The sequence below is a fragment of the Candidatus Binatia bacterium genome (genome assembly GCA_029243485.1).
Lineage (GTDB): Bacteria > Desulfobacterota > Binatia > UBA12015 > UBA12015 > VGTG01.
This window is the reverse complement of sequence record JAQWRY010000062.1, coordinates 56,695-68,802: the sequence shown is the minus strand read 5'-3', so window position 1 is coordinate 68,802 and position 12,108 is coordinate 56,695. Positions and strand designations below refer to the sequence as shown.

Below are 12,108 nucleotides of genomic sequence, written 5' to 3'. Positions count from 1 at the left end.
AACATGATTCTCGGAAACGGTGTGGACATCGCGGAGATCGATCGGATAGAGCGAGCGCTCGATGCGAAGCACGGCGAGCGTCTCCGCAATCGAGTGTTCACGTCCGGCGAGCAGAAGTACTGCGAGGGGCGTCGCAAGGGGCGGGGGCAGAGCTACGCGGCGCGGTTCGCGTCGAAAGAGGCGACGATGAAGGCGCTGGGAGTCGGCTGGGGGCGTCACGCCGGTTGGCTCGACATCGAAGTCACGCGGGCTCGGGGAGAGGCGCCGAAGATCGTTCTACACGGCGCCGCCGCCGAGACGGCGAAGCGTCTCGGCATGGAACGTTTCGCGCTCTCGCTCACGCACGCCGCGGGTTTGGCGCTCGCCTTTGTGGTCGTCGAGGGCACGCCACCCGCCGCGGAGGCCTGAAGGCGGGCCGCACGTTCTCGTAGTTGCTGCGTGGCCGTTGCCTGCTAACTAACGGTAGTTAGTATGGGGGGAATCGCAACGGAACGGCGGACGGAGGGGGGTGCCCAGACGGTCGAGCGGGTGCTCGATGCCGCAGAAAAGCGCTTTGCGGACGAGGGCTTTCGCGGGACGGCACTGCGCGACATCGCCGATGATGTGGGCATCCGGGCGCCGAGTCTCTACAACCATTTCGCGAACAAAGAAGCCCTCTACGCGGCCGTGCTCGAGCGTGCCTTCGGCCCGATGTTGGGGATCCTGGAGGATTTCCTGGGGCGCGGAGAGGCCGCGTACGAGACCCCGGGGATGGCCGACGACATGATGCGGGTGCTGGCCGAGCGGCCGAACCGTGCACGGCTTCTGATGCACGAGGCGCTCGACGGCAACCGTCACATGAATGAGTTGCTGTCGGCGTGGATCGAGCGGCTCTTCGGGAGTGGGTTACGGGCGATGCGCGAGAGCCCGGACCGCCATCCCTGGGCGAAGGAGGAGCTACCGCTTCTCCTCCTCGCGATGAACAACATCATCGCCGGATACGTCGCGTTGGCGCCCGCGTTCGACGGGACGTTGGTGCGGGATCCTCTCTCGCCGGCGGCCGTGCGAAGACAGGCGCGTTTCGTGAGCAAGCTTTGGAATCTGTTGTGGGGCGATGCCCCGAACGCCGCGATCCCGCGTGGGCGTGGACGAGGTATGACATGACCGACCGAACCGATTGGATCAACGACGCGGACAACCACTATTACGAACCGGACGACTGCTTCTCGCGTCATATCGAAGCGCGTTTCAAGAAGCGCACGATGTGGATTGATCGGACGAAAGCCGGGCCGGGTCGAATGCATATCGGCGAGGAGCGTTGTCAGTTCTTCAGCGTCGGTGCCGCAGACAGCGTCGGCGCACCGGGTGTCATGAAGGAGTTTCTCCGCGGCAGGTCGGATGAAGGTGGGAGTCCGAGCCTCAACCCGATCGACGGGCTCGCCGTCGCGGAGTTCGTGGACCGCGAGGCTCGCCTCGCCAAGATGGACGAGCAGAAGGTGAATGCGTGCCTCATGCTGCCGACGACCGGCGTGGGCATTGAGCCGCAGCTGCGCGAGTCGCAGCACCGAGAGATTCTGTATCCGTCGGTGCGCGCGTTCAATCGCTGGCTCGCGGAGGACTGGGGCTACGGCGCGGACGGGCGGATCTACGGTGCGCCGCTCTTGTCGCTGGTGGACCTGGAGAAGGGGGTGCGCGAGCTCGACCGGGTGCTGGAGGCCGGGGCACGCTTCGGGGTTCTGACTGCCGGGCCGATCGACGGTCGCTCGCCCGGCGATCCGTATTTCGATCCGTTTTGGGCACGCTGCGAGGAAGCCGGATTCAATGTGGTGTTTCACATCGGCCGGACGCCGTTCAGTGAGATGTACAACACGGCCTGGGGGCTTCGCGCGCATCCCCCGTCGCACCGGCATTCGATGATGGAGTACGTCCTGTCATTCACCGAGCGCCCGGTCGCGGACACGCTGACGGCGTTGATCTCCGACAATGTGTTCGGACGCTTCCCGAACCTGAAGGTCCTGAGCGTGGAGTACGGCTCGTCCTGGGTGGACCCGCTCGTCACGAAACTCGACCACCTCGGCAGGTTGTTCAGCAAGGATATGTGGCGCTTCGGGCAGCCGTCGGCCACGCCGAGTGAGCTGTTCGCGAAGAACGTCTGGGTCGCGCCGTTCTTCGAGGACGATGTGCGAAAGCTGGCCCGGCGCATCGGCACGACGCAGGTGCTGAACGGATCGGACTACCCACATCCCGAAGGGCTCTTGTGGCCCGTTGAGTTCGAAGAAGAGCTCGAGGGCATGAACGCGCCCGAGAAGGATCAGATCATGCGCGGGAACTTCGCGGCTCTGGTCGCCTGATTAGGAGATCCGCATGTCCATGGTCCACTTCGATCCGTTCGATTACGACTTCCACGAAGATCCGTACCCGACGTACAAGCGCCTGCGCGAAGAGGCGCCGTGCTACCACAACTCGGAACTCGAGTTCTGGGCGTTGTCGCGTCACGCCGACGTGCTCGCCGGCTTCAAGGATTCGGACCTCTTCTCCAACAGCAAGGGCGTCGCGCTCGAGCAGGTGACCGACAACGCGGAGTCGGCCCTGTTCATTCTGGGGATGGACCCGCCGCGGCAGCAGAAGTTCCGCGGGCTCGTGTCGAAAGCGTTCACCGGTCGTCGCGTCGACGAGCTCGAGCAGCGGATCCGTAAGATCGCCAGGAGCCATGCGGCCCGTGCGGTCGAGGGCGGGGAGTGCGATTACGTCGGCGATTTTGCGGGAAAGCTCCCGATGGACGTTATCTCCGAGATGCTGGGCGTGCCCGAGGGGGATCGCGACGAACTCCGGGCGCAGGCCGACCTGGTCATGCATCGTGCGGACGGAACACGAGAGATCCCCAATGAATCGGCGGCCGCGTCGCTCGAGCTTATCACGTACTACGTCGATTTCGTGAAGGCCCGCCGTCGCTCGACCGGAGACGGTCTCGTCGATGCGCTCCTTACCGCCACCGTCGATGGCGAACGTCTCACCGACGAACAGGTTATCAGCTTTCTGTTCCTCATGACGATTGCCGGCAACGAGACGACGACCAAGCTACTGGCCAACGCCGTCTATTGGCTGGCGAAGAACCCCGAACAGCGCCGCCTTGTCGAAGCCGACCGCAGCCGAATCCCCCAGTGGATTGAAGAGACGCTACGCTTCGACAATTCGAGTCAGATACTCGGTCGCGTCGCCACCCGGGACGTTGAACTACACGGCGAGACCATCTGCGAAGGCGGCCGTGTCCTGCTCCTCGTCGGCGCCGCGAACCGAGACCCCGCCGTCTTCGAAGACCCCGACCGCTTCGACCTCACACGGGACTGCACCGAATTCGTCTCGTTCGGGAAGGGCGTCCACTTCTGTCTCGGCGCCCGCCTGGCCCGCCTCGAAGGCCTGATCGGTCTCGAAACCGCCCTAGAGTTTTTCCCCAACTACCAAGTCGACGACTCCAGCCTGGTCCGCGTCCACAACACCAACGTCCGCGGCTTCGCCTCCATGCCCATCACCTTCGATTCAGGTGGGGATCCAGGTGGGGACGTTCGTTAATCTCGGCCAGATCTTTAGTCGTGGTTTTTTGACGGTCATCCAGCGCCGCTCGGATCTCCGCGTAGCGCCCGCGTGAGATCGAGTACTGGCTCAGGAACCAGAACCCGGTCACATAGAAGATCATGAGGCCGGGGCAGGCCGCGATGTCCAGCCAGAACACTTTGTCGGCAGGCACTGTTCCCGCCGCGGCCTGCGTCGGAAAGGCGATCCACTCGATCGCCATCCCACCCATCAGATTCCCTACGCCGGCGACCGACTTCAGCATGAAGGCGATCGCGGCACCGAAGAGACCTTCTTAGTGAAGCCCCGTCTTCAGTTCGTTTTCATCGATGATGCCCTTGAACATCGACGACAGCAGGATCCCGAGGCCAGTCACCGGCACGATCGCGAGCGACCCCCAGAAGAGTAGGAACGTCGCGAGCCCGAGCAGCAGCGAGAGCCGAGCGATGTCGCCGTCCTTGAACTCCCAGAAGTAGGTGCTCATGTAGAGCCCGAAAACCTCTTGGAAGTTCGCTGTGGCGGAGATGATGATGCCGCCGGTCATCAACATTCGGAACGACCGGTTGGAGAAGACGTTTCGGACCTCGCTGACGAACGCGCTGAACCCGATAGGAACCGGTTCGGGTCCGCGAAGCGTCGGGATGAGTCGGCGCGTGCCCGCCGCGGCCACAAAGGTGGCAATGGTACAGGCCATACCCGCGTCCAAAGCAGAAAGTAGATCGAGATCCCCATCGGGATCGCGGCGGCGTACATGTAAGGATGCCGCCGTCCGAGCTTCGAATGCGTGTGGTCGGACAGATAGCCGACGAGCAGGTCGGATACGGCGTCGAAACACATCGCCAGAAACAGGGAGGGTCCCGCGAGCGATCCCGGGAGGCCGAGGACGCCCGTATAGTAGAACAGCAGGAAGCTGTTGAAGACGGCGTTCTTCACTCCGTCTGCGACCGCGCCGGTGCCGTACGCGGCCTTGATGCCGAATTGAACCTTAGTCCGGTCGGTCGACATGTCCGGCATCAGGTCGCTAGGTAGCCGTCGTCGACGGGGAGGGAGGCGCCGGTGATGTATCCGGCGTCTTCTAAGAGAAGGAAAGCGACGGGGGCGCCGTATTCATCACGCGCGTGGCCCTGCCTACGGATGGGAAGCGAAGGCTTCGGCCGCGGGAGCTTCGCGAGGGGCGTGGTCTGATGCTCGCGGTCTTCGCCGACGTGCGGGGAGAGGTTGTTGTCTTGTATCCCGGCCGGCTGAATCGCGTTTGTGCGGATGCCTTGGCTGGCGTAGTTGACGGCGATCTGTCGGGCGAGTTGGATGACGCCCGCTTTCGCGACGACGCACTTCGGCATCGAGGCGATGCCGAGACTCACCGAGGCGTCGGCGCCGTTCCAGTCGGCTTCAGCGAGTAGGCGGCCGTCTTGCAGAATCAAGAGCTGCTGCGAGGCGTGACTCTCGCACCACTCGAAGAGCGCGGAGAGGCTCGCGGGCCGCCATCCGAAGTCGGCCGGGGAAAAGGCCTCCCAGGTTGCGGTCGGGACGCCCGGCCGGAAGTAGAGCGGGCTTCGGATCCGTGGATGTGCGCTCGCTCACGAGGTGCACCTATGGCAGCGCCGTCCGCGGGGTCAAGCAAGACAAGCGCAGCGGCTACTGGGCCGACTCTGCGGTTCAGGCCTTCGGTTGGCGTTTGAAGGCGCGCTGCACGAGGGCTGTCTGCAAAGAGCGCCCGACGCGACCGTTCGCGTCGTAGAGGATCGCTTCCGCGGTTCCGATGCCGTCGCTCTCGGTGATCAACGACGGCCGCAGGCCGAGATCGTCGCCGACGAACGGGCGTTCCCAGTACACGGTGGTGTCGGTGTTGATCATCAAGGCCCCGGCCGGAGGCGGCGTCTCGCCCGGTTTTGCGGCGGCGCGGCCACGCACCGTCATGCGCATCTGCGTGCCGAGCGTCATGTCGGTTAGGGCGGTCGCGCGCTGCAGCGGCGAGATGGTCTCCCCGGTGACGAGATCCAGTGGTGTGGTCATCCACACGAAGGGGCCGGCCTCGTCGAGGCCCGCGTGGCTCTCCAGGTGCTCGTGGAACCCGGGAGGCATCTTGAACGGGATCTTGCTGTCGCCCGGGTGCGTTGCCGGTGAGGTGCTCTCCGGTGGGGGAGGCGCGCACTCCGGCGTTTCCCAGTGGCGGCCGTCGTGGGGGGCGGCACGCAGCAGAAGGCCGGTGGCCCGGGAGACGAGGGTGCTGTCGTCGGTCGGATGGAGCGTCGTTTCGACTGCGGCGACTCGCTTGCCCTGGCGCAGCAAGCGGGTCTCGGCCACGAGCGGATCCATCGGAACCGCCTTGAAGAGGTCGATCGTGATGCGGCCGATCTGCATTCCGATCTCGCCGGCCACCCGCTCGAACTCGCGGGCGAACAGACCGTTCACCGGGCCGCCGTGCTGCATCGACGTGGACCAAGGGCTCCCGGCCCACTTCGTCGGGCTGTAGACGTTCCCTTCGACTGTGTAGACGGAGTCGCTCATCGACCAAAAAGGGTAACAAGTGGCTCTCTGGCCGAGCAAGCAACCTAGACGGCCAGTTCTAGAAGCGATATTCTAGGATTATGCCCGCCGGAGCCCCAGGCCTGGAGCCGCGCCGGACGCGTGCCGCCTCCCGGGAGAGGACGCGTCAGCGACTGCTGGACTGCGGCCGGCGCGCCTTCGGTCGCCGGGGCCACGCCGCGACTAATCTGAAGGAGGATGTCCTCGGTCCCGCTCGTGTCTCGGTCGGCTCGTTCTACCACCAGTTCAAGGACAAGACGGACCTGTTCCTCGCGATTCTGAGCGAGCACGGCACGACCTTCCGACAGATGGTGCACGACGCGAACCAACCGCGGAAAGGCGCCTCGGCTGAGCAGATCGCGCGGCACTCCTTTGAGACGGTTTTCGCGATTGCCGAGAAGAACGCGGACTTGTTCCACATCATGCTCCGCGAGCGTGAGAGCGAAGACGCGCGCGTTCGGCGCTTCTTGCGGGAAGGTCGCCGCCGCTGGATCGAGGGCCTCGTCGTGGACTACCGCACGATCCTTGGCGATCGAGAGGTCCCCGATGCGGATCTCGAGCTTGCCGCCGAGCTTGTCCAGTCGATGACCTTCGGGGCGATCGTGCACTTTCTCGGTCTGAGTGGGGACCAGCGGGCCCGAGAGCGTGAACGTCTCCTCGACGGCCTCGTTCGTTTCACCCTCGGCGGCCTCGCCGCCTTGTTCGAGAACTCCGGTGCTCCAAGCCCAGGACGAAAGGACTGACCCATGCAGTTCGGAATCTTCTACGAGCATCAGATCCCCCGGCCCTGGAAGGATGGCGACGAGCACCGCCTCTTCCAAGAAGCACTCGATCAGGTGGCGCTCGCCGACCGGCTCGGGATCGACTATGCGTGGGAAGTCGAGCATCACTTTCTCGAAGAGTACTCGCACTCTTCGGCGCCGGAGGTCTTCCTGGCTGCATGTAGCCAGCGGACGAAGAACATCCGCCTCGGCCACGGCATCACGTTGATGCCCCCAAACTACAATCATCCGGCCCGCGTTGCGGAACGTATCGCCACGCTGGACCTCGTCAGCAGCGGTCGCGTCGATTGGGGGACGGGTGAATCGAGTTCCCGCAGCGAACTCGAGGGCTTCGGCATCGACCCGATGAAGAAGCGGGAAATGTGGCTCGAGGCGGTCGGAGAGACGGCGCGGATGATGAGCAGCAGCCCGTATCCGGGTTTCGACGGCAAGTTCTTCAAGATGCCGCATCGCAATGTCGTCCCGAAACCGATGCAGACGCCGCATCCTCCCTTGTGGGTCGCGTGCTCGAATCGTGAGACGATTCGCCTCGCCGCCAAGCTCGGCGTCGGCGCGTTGACGTTCGCGTTCGTGGAGCCCGAAGAAGCGAAGTACTGGATCGAGGAGTATTACGAGACGTTCGAGAAGGAGTGCGAGCCGATCGGACAGGCCGTGAACCCGAACATCGCGATGGTTGCGGGCTTCATGCTTCACGAGGATTCCGAGACAGCACTGCAGCGCGGCCTCGAGGGTTTCAAGTTCTTTGGCTACGCGCTTTCACACTTCTACGTCACCGGTACGCATGTTCCCGGTAGGTTCAATGTCTGGGACGACTTCCAGAAGAACGGGAAGTTCGCGTGGCAACCGAGTAGCTGCGTCGGGAATGTCGATCAGGTGCGAGAGCACCTCGAGAAGTTCGAGTCGTTGGGCGTCGATCAGACGATCTTCATTCAGCAGGGTGGGCGGAACAAGCACGCACACATTTGCGAGTCGCTCGAACTCTTTTCGGAACAGATCCAGCCCGCGTTCAAGGAGCGCCACGCGAAGCGGGTCGCCGAGAAGGCCGAACGCCTGGCCCCGGCGATCGCTCGGGCGATGGAGAAGGTCGTGCCGGCAAGGGAGATGGACGAGGTTCCGCCCGTCGAGTCGTACCCGGTGCTGATGCAGAAGATGAGCCAGAAGACCGACGAATCCACGATTGGGAACCGACTCGTCGCGTCGACGTCCGGAGCTCGGAAGTAGGAGATCGGTAGGGACGTAACCCCCAACTCGCGCGGGATGGTTCTCGCCGAGCAGCGCGGCCCAGGATGCCAGGTCGAGATTCCATACGAATGGGATCTCGAGTGCGTGCATCGCGCCCATGGCGCCGCCGAAGCCCTAGCTCTTCCAGGTGAAGAGGTAGATCCATACCGAGCCGCCGACGGTCTGAACCTGAGCGTCGACGACGCGAAGGCTCGGAGTGCTGAACATGGTGCCGCCCTGCATGTGCACCATGCGGCGACGGTTGCTCTCGTCGGGGTGAGTCGCGCAGAACGCGGCGATGACGTCGTGGGGTTTCTCGGCGTGAACGGCCACCGCCTCGGCCGCGCTTCTCGTCACGGTGTGTTCGTCGATCACGGGGCGAAGTCCGGCTCCGCCGTTGCCGAAGAGCGTGGCGCCGAGGCCCGCCTGCGCGGCTGCACCGGCCTTGATCTGGACCTGCAGCAACTCGTCGGCGGTCGCTCTTCGCGGACGGCGTCTACGCGGAGCTTCCGGTCCGCGGCGTCATCTACTGGAACAGCCACGCATTCAACCTGACGACGGCCGACGCCGTCATGCACGCGAAGGTCAACTACTACTACACGGAGGATCCTCAGTTCCTCGTCGTTCCGATCACCGACTTCTCGTCCATTTTTCGCCCGAATACGCCGCCGTTCTCCGAGGAGACGTACTGCAGCGAGCACGTCCTTCCGCCGGGGACGCGGTTGTTCGAGTTCCAGACAGACACGCACAAGCGCGGGAAGCACACGACGATCACGGGGCCGGATTGCACGCTGCTCTATGAGAATTTCCTCTTGAACGATCCGCTGGTGCAGAAGTAGGAGCTGGCGCTGGAGTTTGACTCGCCCGACCCGGGGGACCGGACGCTGACGTATTGCGGAACCTACAACAACGGCATGAACGCCGACGGTACGCCGAACGCCCACGAGGTGACCCGCTACATGCGGCTGCGCGAAACTGCGGGCGACCAGTTCGGCGGAACGTGTGACCTGGTTGCGTGCGCGGCCCGAGTCGTCGGCGCCGCGTGCGCCGGTGTGGACGATCATGCGGCGTGCGACGCCAGCCCGGGTGCCGGTGACGGACTCTGCGATGCCTGTCCGATCACTGGTGGCGAGAGCACCGAGAACGAAATGTTCAACCTGTTCAGCTACTACTTCGTGGATCGGAACTTCGCAGACTAGCTACGGGCGCTCAGAGCCGGGTTCGTCGGTTGCGGGCTCGCGATCGCCGAGCATGATCAGGGCGGCGACGGCGAAGACGCCTGTAAAGAATCCGGCGGCCAGCCATGGGGTGGGCGGTCGATCGCGCTGGGCGGCGAAGATGCGGCAGATGATGGCGTAGGTGATGTGCATCGCCAGGGACGTGGCAATGGTCACGTCGGGTTCCAGATCGGATGCGACGAAGCGGAGTCCGCTCACCGTTCCGAGGATGCTCGCCAGTGTCTGCACCTTGACCGCCTCGCTGGGCAAACTGTAGTGGAAGGGCGCGCTCGGATCGAGCGCTTGGGGGCGGATGACGAGATGGCGAACCGAGCGAATCCGGACAATGTCTGGCAGTGGTTGGTGGAACAGGGCGAGGAGAAGGTCTCCCAGGTCGCGGGAGAGGTCTTGCAGAACCCCCGCGTCACCGAGGCGGTGGCCGGCGCTTTGAAGCGCGCCGCCGAAACGAAGGGCCAGGTCGACAAGAACCTCGAGCGGGTTTTGGGCGCCCTGAACGTCACGACGCGCAGTGACCACGAGAAGCTGATGGCCAAGGTGGAGGCCCTCCAGGGCAGCCTGGTGAACATCAACATCAAGCTCGATCGGCTCCTCGCGGAGCGCGAGCCGAAGAAGCGTCCTGCACCGCGGCGGGCTCCGAAGGCCGCCAAGAAGAGCGAAAAGCCGAGGTCCTAGCCCCACTCCATCGCGAGGTCGGGGGGCGACGCGAAGCCGCGGGCGAGCCGCTCGATCTGCGCGAGGGTCGTCGGGGCGGGCGAGAGAGCCGGGAGTTCGAGCCAGATGGGCTCGGTCGCAGGCTCCTCCTCGCCGGATCCACGGATTTCCGCGAGCCCGATCCGGAGTGCATCGATCACGGCGCGTTGTGAGTCCTGAAGGACCTCGAGTTCGCGGGCACACGTGACGAGGTTGCGCGCGAGGGTGGCGGACCAGCCCTCCCCCGAGGGTACGGCCACCGGCTCGCTCGCCGGGACTGGAAGCTCGTCGGTCGAGACTCGCAGGACCCGATTCACGACGACTGCTTCGAGAGCGATTCCGAATTCGTCGATGTCGGCGGCGAACTGAACCGTGTCACGCGCCGCGTGCGGGTCCGGGGAGGCGAGGAGCACGTAGCGGGTGTCGTCTTTTCGCATGAGGTCGTGAATCGACTCGGCGCGTCGCCGGAACGCGGGCGCAACGCCCGCAAAGTCGGTCGCGAGCGAAGAGATGTCGCCGAGCAGACTGAGGCCGGTCATGCGTTCGAGCCCGTCGAGTACGGCGGACAGAATGCCGCGCGTGAACCGCGATGTGGCGCCGCCCAGAATCCGGATGGGCTCGCTCAGATACTCGAGCGCACGCGAGTTGAGCAGCGCGAGAATGCGCTCGGGAGCGTCGAACAGTTCGAGGGCATGGCTCGCGGGCGGCGTGTCGACGACGATCAGATCGAACGCCGGGTTGTCGACGATGTCCAGCAATTGTTCCAACGCCATGTAGGCGTCGGAGCCGGCGAACGCGCCGGCCACGTTCCGATAGACGGGGTTCTCGAGCACCCTGTCCGCCACGGTGAAGTTGGGAGCTAGTCGCGTCACGAGTTCGTCGAACAGGCTCTTGGAGTCGAGAAGGATGGCGTCCAGGGTCCCGGGGGTGCCGTCGGGCAGTGGAATACGGTGGAACTTGCCGGGCTCTTCGGGGAGCTCGAGAGCATCCTTCAAGCGTGCGGCCGGGTCGACCGTGAGCACGGCTACCTTGCGGCCCCGTTGCGCCCCGGCGACCGCGAGTGCGGCGGCGGTCGTCGTCTTTCCCACGCCGCCGGGGCCGAGGCAGACGACCACGCGAGCGCCTTCGAGAACGCGTTCGATCATGTGGCCAGTCCCGCTCGGAGGGCGTCGGCCACCGGGTCGAGATCCTCCCACGCCATCGTCGGCGAGAACACGAACGGTAGCTCGACGGGGCCGAGTCCCGTGCCCTTCTTGAGGGACTTCCCCTGCTTTTGGGCCGCCTTTCGTCGCTGGAGGAAGTAGCGGCCGGCGATCAGCAATTCGGGGTCGATCGTGCCGTTCTGTTCCGCCTCGTCGAGCAGCTTCTCGTCCTTCTTGGAGAACCGCCTGGGGAACGCGGCGTTGAGCAGCGGACGGGCGACGGGCACCTTCAGGTCGTCGCGCAGAGAAGCAACGAGTTCGATGGCCTCGGCGACGGCCCACTCCTCGGGGATCGCGACGACGAAGGCCATGGTGCGCTGCGGGTCTTCCAGGCAGCGGGAGATCCGTCGGACGGTGTCTGCGAGGGGCCCGATCGCCGCGAGTCCGGAGAGGGTGCGGGGGGAGGCGAGCAGGGGGACGGAGTGACCGCTGGCCGGGGCGTCGAGGATTACGAGGTCGTAGCCGCCTCGGCGCAAGCTCGACGCGTTCATCCATTCCTCGATTTGTGCGAGGAGGGCGATCTCGAGGATGCCCGGAACCGCTGCTGCCACGATCCGGAACGTCTCGCTGGAGAGCAACTGGCGGGACAGAAAGCGAAGCGGCAGAAGGCCGTCGACGAGATGTTCCAGCGACCGGGCCTCGTCCAGGCCGACCGCGTAGAGGTTGGGGTGGACTTCGGTCGGCTCCGTCGCGAGCTCGTCGACGTCGAGCACGCTGGCGAGGCGTCCGGGGGTCGCGATCTCGATCACCAGAACCTTGCGTCCCTCCTGGGCTGCGGCGCGGCCGAGGGCGGCGGCGACGGTCGTTTTACCGACGCCCCCCTTCCCGGTGATGATCGCGAGACGTGCGCCGGACATGGAGGGGTTCGGTACCCCAGCCCCACTTGAGCGTCAATTGCCG

17 protein-coding genes are annotated in these 12,108 nt (G+C 64.9%); 9 read left to right on the top strand and 8 right to left on the bottom strand.

Translation table 11 applies throughout. The features are described 5' to 3' along the window. Positions 1-3: 3 nt before the first annotated feature. The 4 genes from acpS to P8R42_17350 all read left to right on the top strand — a co-directional run bounded on the left by acpS (position 4) and on the right by P8R42_17350 (position 3,549). Entirely contained in the window at positions 4-408 is a 405-nt protein-coding gene (gene acpS / locus P8R42_17365) for a holo-ACP synthase (protein ID MDG2306382.1), read from the top strand. A 63-nt stretch (positions 409-471) separates the two neighbouring features. Continuing rightward, on the top strand, positions 472-1,143 hold the full coding sequence (locus P8R42_17360; protein ID MDG2306381.1) for a TetR/AcrR family transcriptional regulator: 672 nt from the start codon (positions 472-474) through the stop codon (positions 1,141-1,143). Beyond that, the gene (locus P8R42_17355; protein ID MDG2306380.1) at positions 1,140-2,330 is read left to right on the top strand and encodes an amidohydrolase family protein; all 1,191 of its coding nucleotides are present in this window, start codon (positions 1,140-1,142) and stop codon (positions 2,328-2,330) included. Before P8R42_17360 ends, P8R42_17355 begins: the two co-directional genes overlap by 4 nt. A 13-nt stretch (positions 2,331-2,343) precedes the next feature. Continuing rightward, the gene (locus tag P8R42_17350; protein ID MDG2306379.1) at positions 2,344-3,549 is read left to right on the top strand and encodes a cytochrome P450; all 1,206 of its coding nucleotides are present in this window, start codon (positions 2,344-2,346) and stop codon (positions 3,547-3,549) included. Here P8R42_17350 and P8R42_17345 read toward each other — a convergent pair. From P8R42_17345 to P8R42_17330, 4 genes are all read right to left on the bottom strand, one after another. Then, the gene (locus P8R42_17345; GenBank protein ID MDG2306378.1) at positions 3,506-3,814 is read right to left on the bottom strand and encodes a hypothetical protein; all 309 of its coding nucleotides are present in this window, start codon (positions 3,812-3,814) and stop codon (positions 3,506-3,508) included. The two genes, P8R42_17350 and P8R42_17345, sit on opposite strands and share 44 nt — an antisense overlap. 30 nt (positions 3,815-3,844) lie before the next feature. After that, positions 3,845-4,243, bottom strand: coding sequence for a hypothetical protein (locus P8R42_17340; protein ID MDG2306377.1), 399 nt, complete (start codon positions 4,241-4,243; stop codon positions 3,845-3,847). A 319-nt stretch (positions 4,244-4,562) separates the two neighbouring features. Next, positions 4,563-4,970 (bottom strand): SDR family oxidoreductase, encoded by a 408-nt coding sequence (locus P8R42_17335; GenBank protein ID MDG2306376.1) that lies wholly within the window; start codon positions 4,968-4,970, stop codon positions 4,563-4,565. 235 nt (positions 4,971-5,205) lie between these two features. Beyond that, a complete protein-coding gene (locus tag P8R42_17330; protein ID MDG2306375.1) occupies positions 5,206-6,057 on the bottom strand; it encodes a thioesterase family protein in 852 nt (283 codons plus the stop codon). 80 nt (positions 6,058-6,137) lie between these two features. Here P8R42_17330 and P8R42_17325 point away from each other — a divergent pair, with 80 nt between their 5' ends. Then, positions 6,138-6,818 carry a TetR/AcrR family transcriptional regulator gene (locus P8R42_17325; protein MDG2306374.1) on the top strand — a complete coding sequence of 227 codons (681 nt, stop codon included), beginning with the start codon at positions 6,138-6,140 and terminating at the stop codon, positions 6,816-6,818. Positions 6,819-6,821: 3 nt separating this feature from the next. Beyond that, positions 6,822-8,078, top strand: coding sequence for an LLM class flavin-dependent oxidoreductase (locus tag P8R42_17320; protein ID MDG2306373.1), 1,257 nt, complete (start codon positions 6,822-6,824; stop codon positions 8,076-8,078). 135 nt (positions 8,079-8,213) lie between these two features. Here P8R42_17320 and P8R42_17315 read toward each other — a convergent pair whose 3' ends face one another. After that, positions 8,214-8,543 (bottom strand): hypothetical protein, encoded by a 330-nt coding sequence (locus tag P8R42_17315; GenBank protein ID MDG2306372.1) that lies wholly within the window; start codon positions 8,541-8,543, stop codon positions 8,214-8,216. Positions 8,544-8,650: 107 nt separating this feature from the next. Between P8R42_17315 and P8R42_17310 the strand changes: the two genes are divergently transcribed. Further along, the gene (locus P8R42_17310; GenBank protein ID MDG2306371.1) at positions 8,651-8,917 is read left to right on the top strand and encodes a hypothetical protein; all 267 of its coding nucleotides are present in this window, start codon (positions 8,651-8,653) and stop codon (positions 8,915-8,917) included. Between the two features lie 75 nt (positions 8,918-8,992). Next, positions 8,993-9,277 (top strand): hypothetical protein, encoded by a 285-nt coding sequence (locus P8R42_17305; GenBank protein MDG2306370.1) that lies wholly within the window; start codon positions 8,993-8,995, stop codon positions 9,275-9,277. Here P8R42_17305 and P8R42_17300 read toward each other — a convergent pair whose 3' ends face one another. Further along, a complete protein-coding gene (locus P8R42_17300; GenBank protein MDG2306369.1) occupies positions 9,278-9,565 on the bottom strand; it encodes a hypothetical protein in 288 nt (95 codons plus the stop codon). Positions 9,566-9,616: 51 nt separating this feature from the next. On the opposite strand from P8R42_17300, the gene P8R42_17295 reads away from it, so the two are divergent. After that, positions 9,617-9,988 carry a hypothetical protein gene (locus tag P8R42_17295; protein ID MDG2306368.1) on the top strand — a complete coding sequence of 124 codons (372 nt, stop codon included), beginning with the start codon at positions 9,617-9,619 and terminating at the stop codon, positions 9,986-9,988. Here the strand turns inward: P8R42_17295 and P8R42_17290 are convergent. Further along, the gene (locus P8R42_17290) at positions 9,985-11,151 is read right to left on the bottom strand and encodes an ArsA-related P-loop ATPase (GenBank protein MDG2306367.1); all 1,167 of its coding nucleotides are present in this window, start codon (positions 11,149-11,151) and stop codon (positions 9,985-9,987) included. The genes P8R42_17295 and P8R42_17290 overlap by 4 nt on opposite strands. Next, a complete protein-coding gene (locus P8R42_17285; protein MDG2306366.1) occupies positions 11,148-12,065 on the bottom strand; it encodes an ArsA-related P-loop ATPase in 918 nt (305 codons plus the stop codon). The genes P8R42_17290 and P8R42_17285 overlap by 4 nt, the downstream gene beginning before the upstream one ends. Between the last annotated feature and the right edge of the window lie 43 nt (positions 12,066-12,108).